Origin of the sequence: Lysinibacillus sp. 2017 (assembly GCF_003073375.1) — a bacterium.
Taxonomy (GTDB): domain Bacteria; phylum Bacillota; class Bacilli; order Bacillales_A; family Planococcaceae; genus Solibacillus.
In genome coordinates, this window is the sequence record NZ_CP029002.1 from 1,757,819 (window position 1) to 1,780,624 (window position 22,806).

Here is a 22,806-nt window from a genome sequence, read left to right on the forward strand (position 1 = left end):
TAAAAGCGAAGTAAATCATTCGTAACTTGCAATTTTGAAAGTTCGAATATTCAAAATAATAGAGATAACAGTTACATCCGAGAATACATGCATTACGTTGAGGGGCGTTAGAAATGAGAAGTGACATGATTAAACTTGGAGTTGACCGAGCTCCACACCGTAGTCTTTTATACGCTACTGGGAAAGTAAAGGCTAGAGACTTAGAGAAGCCATTCATCGGTGTTTGTAACTCTTATATTGATATTATTCCAGGACATGTTCACCTACGTGAATTCGCAGATGTTGTTAAGGAAGCAATCATAGAAGCTGGCGGGATTCCATTCGAATTCAATACGATCGGTGTGGATGATGGAATTGCAATGGGACATATCGGGATGCGTTATTCACTACCATCACGTGAAATCATTGCTGACTCAGCAGAAACAGTAATAAACGCACACTGGTTTGACGGGGTGTTCTACATTCCAAATTGTGACAAAATTACACCAGGAATGTTGATGGCAGCAGTGCGTACGAATGTTCCATCTGTTTTCGTATCAGGTGGTCCAATGGAGGCAGGTATTTCGTCAACTGGGAAGCAATTATCCCTGACGAGTGTATTTGAAGGAGTCGGCGCACATAAGGCCGGCAACATGACAGCTGAAGAGCTACTTGATATTGAAAATAATGCATGTCCGACATGTGGTTCATGTTCAGGGATGTTCACAGCCAACTCAATGAACTGTTTAATGGAAATGCTAGGTTTAGCATTACCTGGTAACGGAACAATCGTTGCAACTAGTGACAAACGAAAAGAACTTATTTACGAAGCAGCTAAGCATCTTGTACGAATGATTAAAGAAGATGTGAAGCCACGCGATATCGTGACGAAAGAAGCGATAGACGATGCATTTGCACTTGATATGGCAATGGGTGGTTCGACTAATACCGTACTTCATACATTAGCCATCGCCAATGAAGCAGAAATTGACTATAACATTGAAGAGATTAATAAAGTAGCTGAGCGTGTACCGTATTTAGCGAAGATTATGCCAGCATCGGATATTTCGATGGATGACATCGCAAAAGCAGGCGGCGTGCAAGCCATTATAAATGAATTAACAAAAATTCCTGGTGCGATTCATCCAGATCGCCCAACGATTACAGGTTTGTCGATGCGTGAGCTTGTGAAAGATTATGAAATTACAAATGATAAAGTAATTCGTACGAAAGATAACCCATACAGCCCAGTTGGTGGATTATCCGTATTATTTGGAAATATTGCTCCTGAAGGCTCGGTCATTAAAGTTGGTGCAGTCGATCCTTCGATTAAAAAATTTGTCGGAGAAGCAATCGTCTTTGAATCTCAAGAAGAAGCACAACAAGCGATAGACGAAGGCATTGTTCGTGAAGGACACGTTGTTGTCATTCGCTATGAAGGGCCAAAAGGTGGTCCAGGGATGCCAGAAATGCTAGCTCCAACATCAGCGATACAAGGTCGTGGATTAGGAACAAAGGTAGCACTTATTACCGACGGACGTTTCAGTGGTGCATCTCGCGGTATTTCTATCGGTCACATTTCACCAGAAGCAGCAGAGGGCGGTCCAATCGCACTCGTTGAAAACGGGGATACGATCGAAATCGATTTACCAAGCCGAACGATTAATTTACAAGTATCTGAAGAGGTACTTACAAAACGTCGTCAAAATTTACAACCATTTGAACCAAAAATTAAGCGCGGTTGGTTAGCTCGTTACTCAGCATTAGTAACAAATGCTTCTCAAGGCGGCGTCATGAAAATTTAATATCAAAAATCGTTGATGAGGTTAAAGGATATAGAGTTTTGTATTTACCAGAGAGCCGGTAATGGTGGAAGCCGGCGATACAACTATATCCGACATCCCCTCGGAGTGAGCTATTAAACGCGTAAGCCATTAGATAGCTCCGGGCATATTCGAAATGCTCGTTATTAATGAATCATTCACAGGATTTAGTTGCACTTATTTAGCATTAGCTAATTTGTAAATCTTGTACTCAGGAATGATTCACGAGGTGGCAAATAGTTGTGGATACTTTTAAAAGTTCCGAAACTACTTAGCTATAAACAAGGGTGGTACCATGAAAAGTCTTTTTCATCCCTACGCAATCGGCTTCCTTTTGCGTGCGGAGAAAAGGCTTTTTCTTTTGGTCAAAATATCGATGATGTTACACATATATTTTCAAATAAGGAAGGAGAATTCAAAATGAGTGCAAATGCTTCAACCAATCAAGAGATTGAAATCCAAGTAGAAGAACAACCCGTTCAAAAACCAAGAGATGGTGCAGATATTTTAGTTCAATCACTACATGATCAAGGTGTTGATATTATTTTCGGTTATCCAGGTGGTGCGGTTTTACAAATTTATGATGCACTATACCGTAACCCCATTCGCCATATTTTAACACGACACGAACAGGGCGCGATTCATGCTGCAGAGGGTTATGCACGTGTTATGAATAAACCAGGTGTCGTTATTGCAACGTCAGGTCCAGGCGCTACGAACCTTGTTACAGGGATTGCGGATGCCATGATTGATTCGATTCCATTAGTTATCTTCACGGGGCAGGTTGCAACATCGGTAATTGGAACAGACGCGTTCCAAGAAGCTGATATTATGGGAATTACAACACCAATTACAAAGCACAACTACCAGGTCCAAGATGTGGCAGATATTCCGCGCATCATAAAAGAAGCATTTCATATCGCCAATACTGGACGTAAAGGACCAGTTGTTATTGACTTCCCGAAAAACGTATCGCAATCAGTTTTCGGTGATGAAATTAAAACACCAGATAATATTTATTTACCTGGGTATCAGCCGACGACAAAACCAAACTACTTACAGATTCAGAAGGCAATTCAAGCATTGTCGGTAGCGACAAAACCACTCGTACTTGCTGGAGCTGGTGTTTTATTTGCCGATGCACGCGAACAATTAACTGAATTTATTGAAAAATATAAATTGCCAGTTGTGAATACATTACTTGGACTAGGAAGTATTCATGGACAGCATGAGCAGTTCTTCGGAATGGCAGGGATGCATGGCTATGCGACTGCAAATAATGCCATTACGCAGTGTGACTTACTAATTAATATCGGTGCACGCTTTGATGACCGCTTAACAGGCAATTTAAAATCATTTGCTCCAAATGCAAAAATCGTTCATATCGATATTGATCCAGCTGAAATTGGAAAAAATGTCCCGACTGATATTCCAATCGTAGCGGACGCGAAAGAAGCATTGTATGCATTTCTGAAAAAGGATTTCCAAACTCCCGATATTTCTGAATGGGTAACGTACTTAAATGAAAGCCGTGATAAGTATCCTTTGTGGTATGAAGCGGACACTGAAGAAGTATTACCGCAACAAGCCGTTGAAATTGTTCATAAATTAACAAATGGTGATGCTATCGTAACAACAGATGTAGGACAGCATCAAATGTGGGCAGCGCAATACTACCATTTGAATAACGATCATGGTTGGGTAACATCTGGCGGTCTAGGAACAATGGGCTTCGGGTTCCCAGCCGCGATAGGCGCACAATTCGCACGACCAGATAAGAAGGTCATCGCATTTGTAGGGGATGCAGGCTTCCAAATGACGAACCAAGAGTTGACGTTATTAAAAGAATTTAACTTACCAGTAAAAGTGGTCATTTTAAACAATAGTTGCTTAGGTATGGTACGCCAATGGCAAGAAACATTCTATGAAGAACGTTATTCACAATCACTAATGCCAATCCAGCCAGACTTTGTGAAATTAGCGGATGCATACGGTGTGAAAGGATATCGCATTAACAATATTTCAGAAGCAGAATCGATTTTTGCAGAAGCCATTCTATCTGATGAGCCAGTTGTTATTGATTGTCGTGTGAAGCAATTAGTTAGTGTATTCCCGATGGTCGCACCTGGTAAAGGTCTACATGAAATGATTGGAGTGGAAAAACCATGAAACGTGTTATTACAGTAACCGTAATTAATCAAAGTGGCGTACTAAACCGCGTAACAGGTTTACTAATGAAACGCCAATTTAATATTGAATCCATTACAGTTGGACATACGGAACAACCGAATTTTTCAAAAATGACCTTTGTCGTAAATATTGAGGACGAAAGTAAAACGGAGCAATTAATCAAGCAATTATCAAAACAAATTGATGTTTTAAAAGTCAATGATATTACGGAAAAAGCCATCGTACTTCGTGAATTAGCACTGATTAAGGTCGTATCACCACCAAATTTGCGTATGGAAATGAACGCCATTGTTGAACCGTTCCGTCCACAAGTGGTAGATACTTCGAAAAACGTTGTGACCTATGAGGTTATTGGTCATCCAGAGAAAATTGATGCCTTTATCGAATTAATTCGACCATATGGCATTAAAGAATTAACGCGAACAGGCGCTACTGCTTCAGTTCGTGAAGCACAAAAAATCGAAGGTCCACAATTATCCATTTTAAAATAAGCAATGACTTTTAGTAGATATGAAAAACGCTGGGTGGACGATGTCATCAGAAGCCCAATTTCAAAAAAAAAAAAAACTTAACTTAATTGGAGGAAATGAACATGTCAAAAATGTATTATGAAAACGAAATTAACGAGCAAGCACTAAAGGGGAAAAAAATCGCGATTATTGGTTACGGTTCTCAAGGCCATGCCCATGCACTTAACTTAAAGGAATCTGGTTTTGATGTAGTAGTAGGGATTCGCCCAGGTAAATCATATGATGCTGCAAAAGAAGATGGCGTTGAAGTGAAAACTGTTGCAGAAGCAGCTGCAGAAGCAGACGTAATTCAAATCTTACTTCCAGATGAACGTCAAAAAGCCGTTTACGAAGCAGAAATCGCACCACATTTAACAGCTGGTAAAGCGTTAATGTTTGCCCATGGTTTTAACATTCACTTTGGTCAAATCCAACCACCAGCTGACGTTGACGTATTCTTAGTAGCCCCTAAAGGTCCAGGTCACTTAGTACGTCGTCAATTCACTGAAGGTGCAGGCGTACCTGGCCTTTTCGCAATCCACCAAGATGCAACAGGCCAAGCACGCGATCTTGCACTTGCATACGGTAAAGGAATTGGTTCAGCACGCGGTGGTTTACTTGAAACGACATTCGCTGAAGAAACAGTTACTGACCTTTTCGGTGAGCAAGCGGTACTTTGCGGTGGTACAACAGAACTTGTAAAAGCAGGCTTTGAAACTTTAGTAGAAGCGGGCTACCAACCAGAGCTTGCTTACTTCGAAACATTACACGAGCTTAAATTAATCGTTGACCTAATGTTCGAAGGCGGTATGGCAACAATGCGCTACTCAATCTCAGATACAGCGGAGTGGGGAGATTATGTATCAGGACCACGTATCATCGATGCTTCAGTAAAAGCACGTATGAAAGAAGTATTAACTGATATCCAAGACGGTACTTTCGCGAAACGTTGGATCGAAGAAAACGAAACAGGTCGCCCAGAATATACAAAATTCAAAGAAGCGGGTGCAAATCACCAAATCGAAGAAGTTGGCGCAAAATTACGTGCGATGATGCCATTCATCAACCAAGGTAAACAAAAGGTTACAGTGAAATAAGATGAGAACAATTGATATCTTTGATACAACATTGCGCGACGGGGAACAATCAGCTGGTATTAATTTAAACACTGCTGAGAAAATCGAAATCGCCAAGCAATTAGAAAGATTAGGTGTCACAATTATTGAGGCGGGATTCCCTGCCTCATCTCCAGGTGACTTTGAAGCGGTATCCCTAATCGCGAAAACTGTTAAAAACTCGATCGTAACGGGCTTAGCTCGTGCTGTGAAAAGTGATATTGATGCGGTGTGGGAAGCAATTAAACATGCAGAACAACCACATGTACACACGTTTATAGCTACAAGCCCTATTCATATGGAGTATAAACTAAAGAAAACACCAGATGAGATTGTTGAACAAGCTGTAGCTGCGGTCAAATATGCGAAAGAAAAATTTTCATTAGTTGAATTTTCTGCAGAAGATGCCTTTCGTTCAGATAAAGAATTTTTAGTACGTATTCTTAGCGAAGTTATTGCGGTTGGTGCAACAACTGTGAATGTTCCAGATACAGTAGGCTATGCTTCACCAGAGGAGTATGGTGCGTTATTCCGCTACCTACGAGAAAATGTACGCGGTGCAGAAAACGTTAAATTTTCCGCGCATTGTCACGATGATTTAGGAATGGCAGTAGCCAACTCAATTGCAGCAATTCAAAATGGTGCAGACCAAGTCGAATGTACGATTAACGGAATTGGCGAACGTGCAGGAAACGCTGCATTAGAGGAAATTGGTGTTGCTCTTCACATTCGTAAAGATTTTTACGGTGTTGAAACAGGCCTAAACTTGAAAGAAATTAAACGAACATCGCAAATGGTGAGTCGTTTAACGAACGTAGTCATTCAACCGAACAAAGCGGTTGTTGGCAAAAATGCATTTGCGCATGAATCAGGTATTCACCAAGATGGCGTGTTAAAAAATCCTGAAACATATGAAATCATTTCACCTGCATTAATTGGTGAGGATGATGTGGCGTTAGTGTTAGGTAAGCATTCGGGACGTGCAGCATTTAGAGATCGTGCTGAAACAATGGGCTTCCATTTATCAGATGAAAAACTTAACAAAGCGTTTGCAGAGTTTAAAAAGCTAGCAGATCGCAAAAAAGAAATCACTGAAGATGATTTAACAACTATCTTAATCGAACAACAAGTTTCAATTGAAGATGTGGCATTATTCGAATTGAAATCCGTACAAGTTCAATATGGTACAGAAAATATTCCAACAGCGACGGCTTCTGTTATTACACCAGATGGAGATGTAAAAACATTAGCTGCTACCGGTTCAGGCTCAGTGGAAGCGATTTTCAATACGTTAGAACAACTTGTTAATGGAAAAGTAAACATTTTAGATTATCGCGTGAAATCAGTAGGAAAAGGTCGCGACGCACTTGGGGAAGCAGTCATTAATTTAAAATACAACGGCTACACTTCAACAGGTCGTGATTCGGCCATAGATGTACTAGAAGCATCAGCGAAAGCCTACTTAAATGCGATTAATCGTCAACTCATCCAACAACAAGTACGCGAAGAACAAGTAATCGGTTAATAATAATGAGCGCCATAGTATTTAGTGGCGCTTCTACAATACGTAATTTCACGTAGAAAGAAAGGTGTTTTTCAAATGGAAAAGAAAATTACAGTACTACCTGGTGACGGCATTGGTCCAGAGGTTGTATCAAGTGCCATTAAAGTACTACAAGTAATTGGGAAACGATTTAATCATACGTTTCATTTAAAATATGCAACAATTGGTGGTGCAGCGATTGATCAATTTAACAATCCACTACCTGATGAAACAATTGAACTTTGCGAGCAAAGTGATGCCATTTTATTAGGTGCAGTAGGTGGTCCTAAATGGGATAACAATCCACCAGAATTACGACCTGAAAAAGGGTTATTAAAAATCCGAAAGCACTTTGATTTATTTGCAAATTTACGTCCTGTTAAAGCATTCCCAAGTTTACTTGCTTCTTCCCCATTAAAACGTGAAGTTGCGGAAAATGTAGACTTAATGATCGTCCGCGAATTAACAGGAGGGCTATACTTCGGTGAACCTCGTAGAAAAACAGATGCAGGTGCTATTGATACATGTGTGTATTCACGTCAAGAAATTGAGCGTATTGTCGACAACGCATTTGAGTTAGCAAGACTTCGCCGAGGTAAACTATGCTCAGTAGATAAAGCGAACGTACTTGATACATCACGTTTATGGCGTGAAATCGTTGAAGAAAAGAAAAAGCAGTACCCAGATGTAGAAACAGAACATAACTTAGTGGACTCAGTAGCGATGAAATTAATTACAAACCCAGGACAATATGATGTAATCGTTACTGAAAACCTATTCGGTGACATTTTAAGTGATGAAGCCTCTGTTATTACAGGTTCACTTGGCGTATTACCTTCTGCATCCATTCGTGGCGATAATTTCGGACTTTATGAGCCAGTGCATGGTTCAGCACCAGAAATTGCGGGGCTTGGTGTCGCAAATCCTGCAGCAACGATCCTTTCGGTGGCAATGATGCTCCAATATTCATTCGGTTTAAAAGAAGAAGCAGCAGAAATCGAACGCGCGGTAAGTGCCGTATTTGAAGACGGTTACTACACAGCAGATCTAGCGCAAGAACATAAACGTACGCTGTCAACAGATGAATGGACAGAAAAAGTATTAAATGAAATCGATGCAAGCTTTGTTTCAGAAAGCATTATGATTTCGTATAACTAATTTCTTTAATGTAAGGAACGGTGAAAACTATGGGGAAAAATATAATCGAAAAAGTGTGGGAACAACACGTCGTACATCGTGAAGATGGTAAACCAGATTTACTTTACATCGACCTACATTTAATACACGAAGTTACAAGCCCACAAGCGTTCGAGGGACTACGCTTAGCTGGACGAAAAGTGCGACGTACAGATCTTTGCTTTGCAACAATGGATCACAATGTACCGACTAAAAACTTACCAACAATAAACGATCCAATCGCGAAAAAGCAAATTATGAAGCTTGCTGAAAACGCGAAAGAATTCGGTATTGAGCTTGCTGATATCGGTCACCCAGATCAAGGGATTGTCCATGTCATCGGACCAGAATTAGGACTTACTCAACCTGGTAAAACGATTGTTTGCGGGGACTCTCATACTGCAACTCACGGGGCATTCGGTGCCATTGCCTTTGGTATCGGAACTTCAGAAGTGGAACATGTATTATCAACACAAACGCTCTGGCAATTAAAATCACCAACGATGGAAATCCGTGTGAATGGTGAACTGGGTATAGGTGTTACAGCAAAAGATATCATTTTAGCCATCATCGCAAAATGGGGTATCGGTGTTGGTACTGGTCATATTGTGGAATATACAGGAGATGCGATTCGCAAGCTTTCAATGGAAGAACGCATGACGATTTGTAACATGTCCATCGAAGCTGGGGCGAAAGCAGGGTTAATTTCACCAGATGAAAAAACGGTTGAATTTTTACGAGGCCGTCGTTATGCACCACAGGGCGAAACGTTCGAAGAGGCTGCAAAATATTGGTTAAGCTTAGCATCAGATGCAGATTGCACATATGATGTGGTTTTAGAAATCGATGCAGCTGATATTGAACCAATTGTAACTTGGGGAACAAATCCAGCAATGGGTGTTGGTGTATCACAAACAGTGCCAACTGCAGCTGATTTTGACAACGAAACGGATAAAGCGGCGTTAGACCAAGCACTTCAATATATGGATTTACAAGCAGGTCAAAAAATTACCGACATCGAAATCCAACATGTATTTATTGGTTCATGTACGAACTCTCGTATTAATGACTTACGTGCAGCTGCAGCAATTGTCGAAGGTCAAAAAATTGCAGAAGGCGTGAGAGGCATTGTTGTACCTGGCTCTTGGTCAACAAAAGCACAAGCAGAACAAGAAGGACTTCATAAAGTATTCCTTGATGCAGGCTTTGAATGGCGCGAATCGGGTTGCTCGGCTTGTTTAGGAATGAACGAAGACATCATTCCATCAGGTGAGCGTTGTGCATCAACATCAAACCGTAACTTTGAAGGACGTCAAGGGGCAGGCGCTCGTACGCACCTTGTATCACCAGCTATGGCAGCAGCAGCGGCAATTCATGGCCGATTCGTAGACGTCCGTCAACTACAAAAGCAAGAGGCATAAGGAGAGATACGTATGAAACCGATAAATATCGTCAACAGCATTTACGCGCCACTTGATCGAAAAAATGTCGATACCGACCAAATTATTTCAAAGGAATTCCTGAAACGTATTGAACGTACTGGGTTTGGCGAGTTCGTATTTTATCATTGGCGTTTTGATAAAGACGGCAATCCAAATACAGATTTTGTATTAAACAAACCGCAATTTAACGGGGCTGAAATTTTAGTTGCGCAAGATAACTTTGGATGTGGTTCTTCACGTGAGCATGCACCGTGGGCTATTTTAGATTATGGCTTCCGCGTTGTCATTGCACCGTCTTTCGCAGACATTTTCCACAATAACTGCTTTAAAAACGGGATTTTACCGATTAAGCTGACAGAAGCCGAGTGTGATGAACTACTTGAAAAAGGACTTGCACAAGCGCAAGCGATCGAAGTAAACCTAGAAGCACAGACAGTAACAACAAGCTATGGCAAAACGTATGAATTTTCGATGGATCCGTACTATAAAGAAATGCTACTTAATGGCTGGGATGAAATATCGCTAACATTTAAATACGACGACCAAATCGCGGAGTACGAGAAAAATCGTATTGCATATTAGATTGAGGAGCTTGTTACTAAGGGAAATTACCTATGTAACAAGCTTTTTCCTTTTTTTGTGTAGTTGTTGTCATTTTTTTAGGGTGATATAATTTAGCATAGAAGGTTTTATAGTAGGAGTGTATGCGATGAAGAATTTATGGGGTTGTTTTGGCGTTTTTATTATTGGTTTGATTATCATTAGCTTTATTGTGAGTTATTGGTATTTTATAGTAGGAGCCATTGCGCTCTATTTTGGTGTGAAGTGGTATATCAACTACACAAAAAACAAAAAACAACAGAAAATAGAAGAGACGCAAAATTTACAAGTATTGGAAAATCAATCTACCATTGAATATAAAATGGAAAGACTTTTAACATTATCAAATCTTACAGATCCAAATGATGAGAAACGTCAAGATTATTTGTCTAAAAGTGAGCTTAATTTACGCGATTATTGGTATAAATATTTAGACTTACGTGCTAAATTATTTTTAAATGATACACCTACATATCGTGAAGAAGAAGTAATACACCTAATGTGCGATGAACTGCTTTTACGAATAGATAACGTTGAAGTTGAAGTTTCTGATAAAGTGAGAATGGAATTTATTAAGGAAAATCTAACACCATTGTTACGAGATGTTGTGGACATTATGGAAGGTATTCGTCCAACGAATTCGATAAACGTTGATGCTTACAATCTTTTAAAACAAACGAAATAAGTTGAATAAAAATAGCCATGCACAAACATGAAAAATCATGTGAGCATGGCTATTTTTATTACACAGCTACCCAATGTCCGGGACTTACTTCAACTAACTTCGTATTCTCCACATCAAAGCGGTTCGCCATCAGTTCTTCTTCAGTCATCACTTGACGCTTCTTTTGTTTTTCAATCGCAGGGTCAGGTATTGGGATGGAATTCAGCAGCATTTTCGTATATGGATGCTGTGGATTCGCGTAGAGCTCTTCACTTTCCGCAAGTTCGACAATTTTCCCACCATACATTACCGCTACTCGGTCACTAATATGCTTCACCATCGACAAATCATGCGCAATGAATAAATACGTCAGGCCAAGACGTTGCTGCAGGTCCTTCAGTAAATCTACAACCTGCTTTTGAATCGACACATCAAGCGCAGATAATGGCTCATCGCATACAATAAAGTTAGGCTCTACCGCTAGTGCGCGGGCTATACCGATACGCTGACGTTGCCCACCACTAAATTCATGTGGATAACGGAGTGCGTGTTCTTTATTTAAGCCAACAAGTTCTAATAGTTCCTCTACGCGAGCGCGACGCTCATCACTCGATTTTACTAATTTATGCACATCAAGTGCTTCACCGATTATATCGAGTACCTTTTTCCGCGGGTTTAAAGATGAATAGGGATCTTGGAAAATGATTTGCATATGACGTCGCATGCTTTTTAATTCATTTTTCGTCAATCGTGTCACAGGTACACCTTTATACAGTACTTCACCATCAGTTGGTTCATGTAATTGAAGAAGGGTACGTCCTGTGGTAGATTTCCCTGAACCTGATTCACCTACAAGACCCAGTGTTTCACCAGGATAAATTTGGAATGATAAATCATTGACGGCCTTGAGCACATTTCCTTTATTCAATTCAAAGTGCTTTGATATATTTTTAACTTCTACTAATGGGATGTTTAAATCGACATCTGGATCAACATTTGGGGCCAATTTAGGTTCTTTCTTTTCATGAAGCTTCGGCAATGCATTGAGTAGACGCTGCGTATAGGGGTGCTGCGGATTTGCGAAAATTTCTTCCGTTGTACCTTCTTCAACAACTTCGCCTTCTTTCATAACAATGACGCGGTCACACATGCCAGCAACGACACCTAAATCATGGGTAATTAAAATAATCGATGTACCCAAACGCTCTTGCATTTGCTTCATTAACGACAAAATTTGGGCTTGAATCGTTACGTCTAAAGCGGTCGTTGGTTCATCAGCGATTAGTAGCTCGGGATTACAAGCAAGCGCCATTGCAATCATGACACGCTGACGCATTCCACCACTAAATTCATGTGGATATTGATTGTAACGCTCTACGCTATTTTTAATACCGACTGACTTTAATAGTTCAATCGTTTTCGCATGGGCTTCTTTTTTTGATAAGCTCTGGTGCTTAATTAAGCCTTCTGCAATTTGTTCACCGATTCGAATGGTTGGATTGGTTGATGTCATAGGGTCTTGGAAAATCATACTAATATCTTTTCCTCGAATACCTTCCATTTGTTTTTCAGTTTGGGTAATCAAATTTTTCCCTTGAAATTCAATCGTACCAGATTTTAAAAATGAGGGAGGGGATGGTAGTAAACGCATAATCGAACGAGCGGTTACACTTTTTCCACTACCTGATTCTCCAACAATTCCAACCGTTTCCCCTTTATTTACATGGAAGCTGACACCTTTAACAGCTTCAAATTCCGTTTCTCCCGTAATAAATGAAACGCGTAAATCCTGCACTGCTAGTAGTTTTTCACTCATTATTTGCTCACCCTTTAAAATATTTCGAATATTTGTTATTGACGAAAAGTTATTGCTAATCCATACTGTACTATACAGGTAGGGATTATACAATATAAACATTCACACTATTCGAACGCCAATCATTACGCAGCGCTGGAAAATAGTAGAAAGGAGCTGTTAAGGTGAAAATATCAAACTTGTTTTACGAAAGCTATGTTAAAAATGCTTCGAAAAAAGGTTATATGTTCGCGTACACAGTACTTGGGATACTCGTGCATATAGTTACGTTAACGATGTATTATGTTAGCGGATCCAAATCTAAAAATGAAGAATTTACCGCACCAATCAAGAAAAACCTGCTTGATGATGGCACTGTTACAACATGGCAACAACAGTACGAACAGCAAGAACGTACGAAATTAACTTTTTTCAATCAAGAAATAGATGAACAAAAAGTTCGTACAATAGCACAGCAACTCGCTGAGCAAAAATTGCAGCGCGAAGTGGAAAAACAGATGGCCTTACATGGGATTGAACAAAGTACATATAAAAACTACTTTAGTCAACGTTTAAAAAATCCTACATTTTTAATTTTGAGTCTAATTCCTGGTATAGTAATGTACTTACTTTTATTAGTCACGAGTAATTCATTTGTCCGCTTCATTTTCGAACGCTTAATACAAAGTGTATTCGTGATAATAGGGGTTGCAACATTAGTATTTACGATTTTGTACATATCACCATTTGATCCAGCGAGAAATTTACTTGGGGTTGAAGCAACACCCGATCAGGTGGCGAATTTCAACACGCTCTATGGCTTAGATCAACCGTACCTCGTGCAATTGTGGCATTCTTTATCCGGACTATTTACGTTTGATTTAGGAACATCGTTTGCTGGGAAGGAAGATGTGACACAAAGTATATTAAATAAATTTCCAGTGACATTAGAAATCGCACTGTTCTCCTTATTAATGGCAGTAGCAATTGCAATTCCAGTAGGGATTATTTCTGCGGTACGTCCAAATTCATTTGTTGATTACGTATTTATGTTCGTTGCATTAATCGGGCTTTCCATTCCGAGCTTCTGGCAAGGGTTAATTTTCATTTTAACGTTCTCATTAGAATTAAAATGGTTCCCAGCCACATATAATCCAAACAATTGGATGTCTCTTGTTCTGCCAATTGTAGTGCTTGGAACAACGCTTACTGCATCCATTGCACGTATGACGCGTTCGAGCATGTTGGAAGTAATTAATGAGGATTACATTATTACTGCAAAAGCAAAAGGACTAAGCGGTCGCAAGGTCATTACTAAGCATGCGATTCGTAATGCGATGATTCCGATTATTACAGTCATTGGATTATTATTCGGTGGGATGCTTGGTGGTGCCTCAGTAATAGAGAAGGTATTCAATATTAGCGGACTTGGTAGCTATATTGTCGATAAACAATTTATTCCGGACATTCCGGCAATTTTAGGCGGAGTTGTTTATATTGCGATTACGATTTCAATCGTGAATATGATTATTGATATTTTATACGCGTTCTTTGATCCGCGCATTCGTTCAAAAATGAAAAAGTCTTAGGAGAGGGTAACAAGTGAAATTCATATCAGATGTAAAACTGCTTTTGAAAATAACACAAGAATATGTAAATGCACAGTTTACCATTGCTTTTTCTGCGATTTTTTCATTGTTGTTTTTACTTTACAGTTTTAATTTTACACAAGGGGTTTGGCGACCTTACGTACTCGCGTTTTTCGTCCTTTATCTAATTACAACCATCTACGTGGTGGTCGCATCTCTTCTTATAAAAAAGGATTTAGCGAATAGCCATGAAATTACAAAGCGTACGCGTTTACTTGGAATTCCACTGATTTTAACGATTTTCGTTGGGAATGTGTTTGCGGCAGGCTTTGGTTTTATGCTCGCAACCAAAAATAAAACAGCGGAATATACATTTGCGGTGTATGCATTCAATACACAAGTTTTCATTATTCTTATTTCAGGGCTGAATATTTTTAAGCCATATGTAGTGGATACATTTTTACTCGCAATGGGGGCATTTGTCGTACTTGCGGTTGTTTACTTAGTCGTAGCGTTTTTAATTTCACGCTATGTGACTGTGAGCTTTGCGCCAAAATGGATGTTACCACTTGGAATTTTGATGTTGCTTCCGGTATTAACCGGAAATTTCTTCTCCTTATTACTCGGTATTACGCTTATTCGAAAAGCGCGCAACAGTGATCCATCAGCTATAGAGAAATGGCAAAAGACATGGAACAAAATTTTGCGTAATACGATGGCAGTATTTGGGTTATTTTTCATCGTCTTTATGTTTAGTTTATCGGTCGTAAGCTCATGGACATTTGACTATGACTTCGCTGTCGAAAACAATTATAATGTGCTCCTGCAAACACCGACGCTTGAATATCCGTTAGGGACTGATAATTTTGGTCGCGATTTATTTTCACGAATTGTATTCGGTGCGCAAATTTCGTTAATTGTAGGTTTTTGTGCCACATTTATTCCGGCCATTATTGGTGGAGCACTTGGAGCAATTTCGGGTTATTACGGGAAATCCACGGACAACATCATTATGCGTGCCCTTGATATTCTGTATGCGATTCCTGGTATTTTACTGGCCATTGCGATTATAGCGGCATTTGGGGCAAACACAACAAATTTAATTATTGCGTTAAGTGTTGGAGCAATTCCGACTTATGCACGTACGATGCGTGCGAATGTCTTACAAATATCAAACTATGAATTTGTTGAATCTGCACGTGCGTTAGGCGCATCTGATAGCTCAATTATTTTCAAACATATCGTGCCAAATGCCATGGCACCAATGATTGTCAAAGCGACACTTACAATAGGTGGCGCAGTCATTTCGACAAGTAGTTTAAGCTTCCTTGGTCTTGGTATTGAGCCACATATTCCAGAGTGGGGCAATATTTTAAAAGTTGGAAGCACGTATTTAGAATCTCATTCTTATTTAGCGATTTTCCCAGGTCTATGTATTATGCTGCTCGTTTTATCGTTCAACTTTTTTGGTGATGGACTGCGCGATGCGTTAGACCCGAAATCAAATTAATTAAACTTTTTGGAGGAATGGAAAATGAACAAAAAATATTTTACGTTAGCATCAACTGCAACAGTAGCGGCCATCGCATTAACAGGCTGTGTCGAAACGAAATCCGATGTAAAAGAAAGCCCTACTGATACTGAGGAAACTGCTGGTACAAAGCCAGTCATCGAGCTACTTGGGATGTCTTCATCTGAGCAAGACATGAACATTGTGCGTGACCAACTAGTGAAAAACGGATTTGATGTAAAATTAAACATGCAACCAGATTACGGTTCATTCACAGCACAACAAGATGCAGGTAACTTTGATATCGCCATTTCTAGCTGGACGACAGTAACAGGTAACCCAGACTACGCCGTTCGTGGTTTATTCAAAACAGGTGGCGATTACAGCCGTACGTCAGACGCGACAGTTGATAAATTAATCGATGAAGCAAGTACGTTAACTGGTGATGATGCAAAGGAAAAATATAAAGAGCTAGAGCAAGCGTTAGTATTCGACAATGCATACATGGCACCACTTTATATTTCACAAAAGTTCCAAGGTATTTATAAAACAGAGGTTAACCCAGATTCAGTACGTCTACCAAAATCACGTGCACAAGTGTGGGAGTCTATTACATTTAATGATGCATCAAAAAATGCTTCGGAAACTTTAGTATTACACCAAGCACTTGGTTCACTTACTTCACTTGATCCCGTTAAAGCAAATGACGGATCTATTAATACATTAAATACAAATATGTACGTACGTTTAGTGAACTTATCAGATACTGATGAAGTGGTTTCAGATGGTTCATTATCTTATAATCATGCGATTTCTGAAAATAACGAAGAATACTATTTTGTATTACGTGACGATATTAACTTTGCAAAAGTAGAAAATGATGCAGCGGTAGATACAGGTGATTTAGTATCAGCAGAAGATGTCGTGTTCACATTAAACCGTGCGAAAGATAAAGACGCTGTAGCAGACCACCGTACGTATTCGATTCATGAAAACATTAAGTCTGTAGAAATCGTTTCGGATATTACGGCATTAGAGTCTGTGAAAACAGCGGACGGCAAATCGGTATTAGAAGAATTGTCGGATAAATTACCAGCTGCAGTTGCGCAAGTAGTAACGGATGAAAAAGATGTGGATAACGCAGCAGGGAAGTATCAAGTAGTGAAAATTACAACACCAACGGCATTCCCACAAGTATTAAATTATTTAGCGCATCAATCAGGTGGTATCGTTTCTGAAGAAGCTGTTTCTGCCGTGAACACATTTGATGTGGCAAGCTATGATCCAAACAAAGACATCTCTTACGGTGACCAATCAACTGTGACAGAAGGTGCAACTTATGCGAACAACTTAGCAGCATCAGGACCATACATTTTAGTGAAGAAAAATGATTACGAAGCAACATTCGTGAAAAACCCAGCGTACCAAGTGGGTACTGAAAACGAACCGAAAATCAACAATATTAGCGTTCGCTTCATCGCAGATAATGACAGCGCACTGTCAGCCTTACGTAACGGAGAAATCCACGTATTACAATCAGTGCCTGAAACAAAAACAGATGTTGTAGAAGGCGATAGCAACTTACAATTAAAAACAGCTGATAGCAACGCGGTATCTTACTTGCTATTCAACACAACAAGCCGTGATGTATCAAAATCAGCAGACTTACGTAAAGCTGTTCTTTACTCGATCAACCAATCGGAATTCATCAGCTACTACCAAGGTAAGAAAAAGTCAGCGGTATCAACAGTTTCGCCTTTAATTGACACTGGCTTAAAATTAGAAGCCGATAGCGGGAAAGTAAAAGAATTCTTAAACGCATATTATGAAAGTAAATAGTAAATAAAGTGAAAACCCAAGCAGATTGTCTGCTTGGGTTTTTTCATATTTAGTGACCTAAATACTCACCATTACTTTTGATCGATTGTTGTTGAATAATATGGATTATAAACCTATTAAAGTTATTTTCATGGTAAAATGGATGATAATTACGAATTTATATTGAAAGGTTGATTAGATGAACTACAAAAAATCTACGACGATGCTCGCATTAGCAGCGATTCCTGCAGCCGTTCTTTTCGTTCCACCAACAGAGACGCATGCAGCAGAAAACAGTGGGGCAGTTGGCTATTATAATGGAAATACATATTATTCAAGTGAAGTAACTTATGTTGAAACGTTGATCAATCAAATAAACCCATATAGCACATCATTTAATTACCAAGTGCAATTGGCTAAAAATGCTTATGAAAATTTGACGACAATTCAAAAGTCACAAGTAAGCAATACCTACACGTTATTTAATTATTTAAATACATATACAGATTACCAAACAATTAATACAAATTTTTCGAATAAAATGAATGCAATTTCTATCAATGATCGTTCATTTATTCGCAACGTAGAGGAAGCTAATCGTTATTACAATTCTTTATCGTCATTGCAAAAGTCTGTTATTCCTACGTATTTAGTTACGCAATTACAAACTTACTTAACTAATATTGCAAATATGCGTGCAGCTGAAGCCAAATTAGAGGCATTAAATGTAAAGGATACCGACTATCAAGTGCAATACTCTGCTGCAATGCTAGCTTATAATGCACTTCCATATAATTATCGCACTTTGATTTCTTCCAAAGCTGCGGAAAAAGTTAAGGAATATGAATTGTATTTTTCACTAGAATATAACCGTTCAGCAGCGCAAAAAGTCATTAATGTGATTTCAAAACTATCAACAATTTCGTCACCGAAGGAAGTGCAAGATGCACGTGAATTATATAATAATTTAACTGTATATCAACAAAATTTTGTGACGAATACGAGAGATTTAACTTATTTTGAAACCGTATTAAAAAATCCTCATTTAGGTTGGGATCCAGAATATGATTATTATAATGGCGAAGATGAGGACGAAGAGTTTGATGATATTACGATAAAGAAAAGTGGAAACTCATATGCGGTTTTAGTACCCCTTTCTGAAATGAAGCGTTACACACCGACGACGATTACTGTTTCTAAAAACATCACATTAAAAGTTTCGCGTACATCGATTCCGGATTACCGGGATACTTCTGTCATTGCAATGTCAATTGATGAATATGATGGAAATTCCATTGTATTTACGGCAACGGTGAACAATGAAGATGTACAATTCTCAAACTATGTAGATATCGAACTTAAAGGACTTCCTTCAAACGCTACAATTCTACGTGTAGATGAAAATGGCAATGAAGTTGCGGCAAACTATAAAAAAAGTGGTACGAAATACACTATTAAAACGAAGAAATCTGCTGAATTTGTTGTATCGACAAAAAGCGTGGTGTTCCACGACATTCGGACAGATGGCAACCGAGTAGCTATTGAACAGTTAGCTAAACGTAATATTGTATCAGGAACGTCATCAAACTATTTTGAACCGAATGCTCAAGTAACGGTAGGTCAGTATGCAACGATGATTGCTCGTGCAATGAATCTATCAGCGACAGAAAGTTCACCATATGTTGATGTGAAAGGAAAATGGTATGGCGCATCTATTCAAGCATTAATCGAGGCGAACATTTTAGATGATAAAAATGGTAAATACTATTATCCTGATCAAATTGTAACGCGTCAGCAAGCTGCGGTCATTGCAGTTCGTATGTTAAAACAAGCGGGAATAGCATTACCAGATACTAATTATAGTAAAGTACCATTTAAAGATTTCCAAAAAGTATCTGCAAATGCTCGTTATCATGTAGCAGTTGCTTACCAATTAGGTATTTTTGGTGGTAAATCAAATGGAAACTTTGATCCAAACGACAAACTAACTCGTTCACAAATGGCAAAAGTACTGTATACAACTTTACAAATGGCGAATATGCTTTAAAATTGAAAAAACTCATTGAGAAGGTCTAACATTCTCAGTGAGTTTTTTAACTATATAAACTTAATAAATTGAAATGATGAACAGATTTAGTTAATTACTGAACCTTTTTGTATTCTTTTTCCGTACCGTCGGGAAATTTGATTTCTAGCTCGAATTCCTTATAATCATTAGCCAAATTGAATTTCTGTAAAACTTCATTTATGACATCATCATTTGCAGTTGTCGCATCAAATGTGAAACTTCCGAAAATGGGAGCGAGTGTATCGACCGCCTGATTGCCGGTTTCTTTTTTATTGTTTATATCATCCTCAATCTTTACCTCCGCACCAGTTGTTTCGTTTTCATAGCTGACTTCATATGATTTATTGTTTGCATAGGTCACATCCAAATCAAAATGTGTAAAGTTAAATGCAGCATCTGCATTACTTGTTGTATTATCTACATTGTTATTTGTAGTGTTCGATCCTTCCACAGGTGCATTATCAGGCACATTCGTTGCATCTTCTTTATCACCACAAGCGACTAAAAAGACACTTGCACTAATGGCTAAAAATAAAGCTGTTTTTTTCATATAAAGACCACCTTTCTATAATTAAAGTACCCAATTTACAGAGGTTTTAATCGAAAAGATAGTTTAACATTCCTTCAGTAAAAAGTTGGTCACTTTTAATTTTAATTTTTAGTTAAAAAGATTTTCACTGCGAATGATGCATAAATAACCGAAAAAATTAATTAAATATACATATTTTAGAAAATTCTATATGCTATAATTAATTTATGGGAAATATTCACAAATTTTTCCGACTATTAAAGTGGAGGCTCAAAGTATGAATAAAATGACGAAACAGGCTTTAGCGACAGCACTTGGCACAACATTGATGTTAACAACCGTTGCACCTGCAATTTATGCAGAACAACAAGCAATGCCGGAAGTAAGTAACTGGGCAATTGAAGCATTAAATGAAGGGGAAAAGTTTGGTGTATTTCCATTAGATTGGTATTATGAAGATTTCCAATCGGCGATTTCAAAAGAACGACTAGATACGTTAATTGACTTAACGGAGCAAAAAATCGACAAATTAAAATTAAAGAAAAACGAAAAATTTTCAGCAATACAAGTAACCGGTGACAATACGCGTGGAGACATTGTGAATCGTTTATATAATATTGTTGCCCAGTATGATATTAAAGCGGGAAAAGATCCAGTAGCTTATATGAAGGAACACCAAGTATTACGTGGCTCAGAAAAAGGCCTACAGCTAGAACAGCAGGCAACAACTCAGCAAGCCGTATTATTCGCGATTCGCTTAATTAAGGATACATATGCACAAGTTGATGAAGGGTCAAAAGGTGTTGCATGGGTGGTAGAAGATGAAGATACGAAAATCTATTTATTGGGCTCAATACACTTAGGAATCCCTGACCTTTATCCAATGCATAAAAAGTTAACAAAAGCTTTTGATGAATCAGATGGCTTGTTCGTTGAGGCAAATATGTTAGACCCAGAAGGCATGAACTATTATATGGAGAAAGCTATGTTCTCTGGTAGCCAAACATTAAAAGACGTAATTAGTGAAGAAACGTACGCGAAGCTTCAAAAAGTAGCTGATGAAATAGGCTTATCTATGGAAGAATTAAAATACCATAAGCCATGGCTAATTTCGAACAATTTATCACTTCTTACAATGGATGATGCTTTTGGTTTAACTGGGGAACAAATGGCGATGCATGGCATTGATATGCAGTTTTTACTAAGTGCAATGCTGCAGCAAAAGCCAATTTATGAGCTAGAAGGTATGAAGGCACAAGTAGATATGTTTGAGGCACTTTCACCAGAATCACAAGAACAATCTTTAGAAGAAGTATTGGATAGCATTTTAGCACCTTATGAAGAAACGGAAGTAGATGAAGGAATTACATTACTTGGTTCATGGTTTGATAGTTGGAAACGTGGCGATGTTAAAACCTTTACAGAAAGCTTTGTAGCAATCGAGGGTGAACAGTCAGAGTTTGATCAAATGTTATTTGGCAAACGTGATGAAGAAATGGCAAAATCAATTGTTTCTGTGCTAGAGGAACAAGCAGGGACGTACTTCTTAGTTGTTGGCTCAGGGCATTTCTTAGTCGATAAAAATATTCGTTATCATTTAGAACAAAGTGGATATGATGTAGTACCATTTTACGAATAAAAATAAGCGCGGGTTCCCTTTATTTAAAAGGGATACCGCGTATTTTTCCTTTAAGCTTTTCCTTAATGGAAGGGATAATGAATCTTTTGTAGAATAATAAGTTATAAGTAATTTGGAGGTTTAGTTAATGACATTTTATTCGAAAACAAATTGGTCCTAACTCTTCATTTTCGTATTTTATAATGTCTTTTTAATCATTCAAGCATATATTGGCGATTTTATCACACCTTATTATTTGCTATGCAATATACTATTTTTATTGAGCTTATTAATAATGACAATCAAATTGACCATGACAATTGACGACAAAAAGCTCACATATCGCCGTACTTTCATGGCAGTACCTCTTCAAAAACAAAAAGTGATTTCGTTTCACGACATTCAACGGATTCACATAAAAAATAGATATGGCATTAGCATGAAGTTGAAAAATAAAGCGACTATCCGCTTGAATTTCTATAAATATGAGGCAAAACTAATGGATTACCTAGAACACCTTTGCGATCAACAACAAATTGAGTTCACAAAAAGCAAGGAGTTCCTACTTTTTGAAAAGGGAGAAAAGCTAAAGCAACAAAGTATTCAGTTTGAGAAAGAGTACAGAGGGAAATGAAAAATGGATTCGTGTAGTTTTCAAGCAAGAGAAACTAAGAAGTGCAAGGTTTAATAGAACTTTTATAAATTTCAAAAAATAATATTGTACTCTATTGACAATACATACAATATTTTGCTATAGTTAACTCAATTAATAAAGAAAGAAGGTGCTGGATTATGACAAATGTATATGATTTTGTAACAATGCAATTCGGTTTGTCAT

The 22,806-nt window shown here is 38.4% G+C and carries 17 protein-coding genes; 15 read left to right on the top strand and 2 right to left on the bottom strand.

The genetic code is table 11. The features are described from left to right. Positions 1–113: 113 nt before the first annotated feature. From ilvD to DCE79_RS08520, 9 genes are all read left to right on the top strand, one after another. Positions 114–1,784 (top strand): dihydroxy-acid dehydratase, encoded by a 1,671-nt coding sequence (gene ilvD, locus DCE79_RS08480; RefSeq protein ID WP_108712628.1) that lies wholly within the window; start codon positions 114–116, stop codon positions 1,782–1,784. A 438-nt stretch (positions 1,785–2,222) separates the two neighbouring features. Further along, positions 2,223–3,971, top strand: a complete 1,749-nt coding sequence (gene ilvB / locus DCE79_RS08485) for a biosynthetic-type acetolactate synthase large subunit (RefSeq protein ID WP_108714467.1) — start codon at positions 2,223–2,225, stop codon at positions 3,969–3,971. Next, positions 3,968–4,483 (top strand): acetolactate synthase small subunit, encoded by a 516-nt coding sequence (ilvN, locus tag DCE79_RS08490; protein WP_108712629.1) that lies wholly within the window; start codon positions 3,968–3,970, stop codon positions 4,481–4,483. Before ilvB ends, ilvN begins: the two co-directional genes overlap by 4 nt. Before the next feature lie 101 nt (positions 4,484–4,584). Further along, positions 4,585–5,598 carry a ketol-acid reductoisomerase gene (ilvC, locus tag DCE79_RS08495; protein WP_108712630.1) on the top strand — a complete coding sequence of 338 codons (1,014 nt, stop codon included), beginning with the start codon at positions 4,585–4,587 and terminating at the stop codon, positions 5,596–5,598. 1 nt (position 5,599) lies between these two features. Next, the gene (locus tag DCE79_RS08500) at positions 5,600–7,141 is read left to right on the top strand and encodes a 2-isopropylmalate synthase (protein ID WP_108712631.1); all 1,542 of its coding nucleotides are present in this window, start codon (positions 5,600–5,602) and stop codon (positions 7,139–7,141) included. A 75-nt stretch (positions 7,142–7,216) separates the two neighbouring features. Continuing rightward, a complete protein-coding gene (leuB, locus tag DCE79_RS08505) occupies positions 7,217–8,317 on the top strand; it encodes a 3-isopropylmalate dehydrogenase (protein WP_108712632.1) in 1,101 nt (366 codons plus the stop codon). Between the two features lie 29 nt (positions 8,318–8,346). Then, entirely contained in the window at positions 8,347–9,756 is a 1,410-nt protein-coding gene (gene leuC / locus DCE79_RS08510; RefSeq protein ID WP_108712633.1) for a 3-isopropylmalate dehydratase large subunit, read from the top strand. Positions 9,757–9,768: 12 nt separating this feature from the next. Further along, a complete protein-coding gene (gene leuD / locus DCE79_RS08515; RefSeq protein WP_108712634.1) occupies positions 9,769–10,359 on the top strand; it encodes a 3-isopropylmalate dehydratase small subunit in 591 nt (196 codons plus the stop codon). Positions 10,360–10,486: 127 nt separating this feature from the next. Then, entirely contained in the window at positions 10,487–11,062 is a 576-nt protein-coding gene (locus tag DCE79_RS08520; protein ID WP_108712635.1) for an ABC transporter substrate-binding protein, read from the top strand. A 58-nt stretch (positions 11,063–11,120) separates the two neighbouring features. On the opposite strand, the gene DCE79_RS08525 is transcribed toward DCE79_RS08520, so the two are convergent. After that, positions 11,121–12,857, bottom strand: a complete 1,737-nt coding sequence (locus DCE79_RS08525; protein ID WP_108712636.1) for an ABC transporter ATP-binding protein — start codon at positions 12,855–12,857, stop codon at positions 11,121–11,123. Positions 12,858–13,027: 170 nt separating this feature from the next. On the opposite strand from DCE79_RS08525, the gene DCE79_RS08530 reads away from it, so the two are divergent. The 4 genes from DCE79_RS08530 (at position 13,028) to DCE79_RS08545 (ending at position 19,800) form a co-directional block, all read left to right on the top strand. Continuing rightward, on the top strand, positions 13,028–14,425 hold the full coding sequence (locus DCE79_RS08530; RefSeq protein WP_108714468.1) for an ABC transporter permease: 1,398 nt from the start codon (positions 13,028–13,030) through the stop codon (positions 14,423–14,425). A 13-nt stretch (positions 14,426–14,438) separates the two neighbouring features. Beyond that, entirely contained in the window at positions 14,439–15,935 is a 1,497-nt protein-coding gene (locus DCE79_RS08535) for an ABC transporter permease (protein WP_108712637.1), read from the top strand. A gap of 24 nt (positions 15,936–15,959) precedes the next feature. Beyond that, positions 15,960–17,774: an ABC transporter substrate-binding protein gene (locus DCE79_RS08540; RefSeq protein WP_108712638.1), complete on the top strand. Its 1,815-nt coding sequence runs from the start codon at positions 15,960–15,962 to the stop codon at positions 17,772–17,774. Positions 17,775–17,952: 178 nt separating this feature from the next. Continuing rightward, positions 17,953–19,800 (top strand): S-layer homology domain-containing protein, encoded by a 1,848-nt coding sequence (locus tag DCE79_RS08545; RefSeq protein ID WP_108712639.1) that lies wholly within the window; start codon positions 17,953–17,955, stop codon positions 19,798–19,800. 94 nt (positions 19,801–19,894) lie between these two features. Here the strand turns inward: DCE79_RS08545 and DCE79_RS08550 are convergent, their stop codons facing one another. Next, positions 19,895–20,371, bottom strand: a complete 477-nt coding sequence (locus DCE79_RS08550; RefSeq protein WP_108712640.1) for a YusW family protein — start codon at positions 20,369–20,371, stop codon at positions 19,895–19,897. A gap of 256 nt (positions 20,372–20,627) precedes the next feature. Here DCE79_RS08550 and DCE79_RS08555 point away from each other — a divergent pair, with 256 nt between their 5' ends. Next, positions 20,628–21,989: a TraB/GumN family protein gene (locus DCE79_RS08555; protein ID WP_108712641.1), complete on the top strand. Its 1,362-nt coding sequence runs from the start codon at positions 20,628–20,630 to the stop codon at positions 21,987–21,989. Between the two features lie 292 nt (positions 21,990–22,281). Further along, entirely contained in the window at positions 22,282–22,602 is a 321-nt protein-coding gene (locus DCE79_RS08560; RefSeq protein WP_135841896.1) for a hypothetical protein, read from the top strand. The last annotated feature ends 204 nt before the right edge of the window (positions 22,603–22,806 follow it).

Bases quoted from the DNA above. Each gene is read 5' to 3' on its own strand.
- DCE79_RS08500 (WP_108712631.1), top strand. From the start codon at position 5,600: ATGAGAACAATTGATATCTTTGATACAACATTGCGCGACGGGGAACAA.
- ilvB (WP_108714467.1), top strand. From the start codon at position 2,223: ATGAGTGCAAATGCTTCAACCAATCAAGAGATTGAAATCCAAGTAGAA.
- DCE79_RS08540 (WP_108712638.1), top strand. From the start codon at position 15,960: ATGAACAAAAAATATTTTACGTTAGCATCAACTGCAACAGTAGCGGCC.
- ilvD (WP_108712628.1), top strand. From the start codon at position 114: ATGAGAAGTGACATGATTAAACTTGGAGTTGACCGAGCTCCACACCGT.
- DCE79_RS08560 (WP_135841896.1), top strand. From the start codon at position 22,282: ATGACAATTGACGACAAAAAGCTCACATATCGCCGTACTTTCATGGCA.
- ilvN (WP_108712629.1), top strand. From the start codon at position 3,968: ATGAAACGTGTTATTACAGTAACCGTAATTAATCAAAGTGGCGTACTA.
- leuB (WP_108712632.1), top strand. From the start codon at position 7,217: ATGGAAAAGAAAATTACAGTACTACCTGGTGACGGCATTGGTCCAGAG.
- DCE79_RS08550 (WP_108712640.1), bottom strand. From the start codon at position 20,371: ATGAAAAAAACAGCTTTATTTTTAGCCATTAGTGCAAGTGTCTTTTTA.
- leuD (WP_108712634.1), top strand. From the start codon at position 9,769: ATGAAACCGATAAATATCGTCAACAGCATTTACGCGCCACTTGATCGA.
- DCE79_RS08545 (WP_108712639.1), top strand. From the start codon at position 17,953: ATGAACTACAAAAAATCTACGACGATGCTCGCATTAGCAGCGATTCCT.
- DCE79_RS08555 (WP_108712641.1), top strand. From the start codon at position 20,628: ATGAATAAAATGACGAAACAGGCTTTAGCGACAGCACTTGGCACAACA.
- leuC (WP_108712633.1), top strand. From the start codon at position 8,347: ATGGGGAAAAATATAATCGAAAAAGTGTGGGAACAACACGTCGTACAT.
- DCE79_RS08525 (WP_108712636.1), bottom strand. From the start codon at position 12,857: ATGAGTGAAAAACTACTAGCAGTGCAGGATTTACGCGTTTCATTTATT.
- DCE79_RS08520 (WP_108712635.1), top strand. From the start codon at position 10,487: ATGAAGAATTTATGGGGTTGTTTTGGCGTTTTTATTATTGGTTTGATT.
- ilvC (WP_108712630.1), top strand. From the start codon at position 4,585: ATGTCAAAAATGTATTATGAAAACGAAATTAACGAGCAAGCACTAAAG.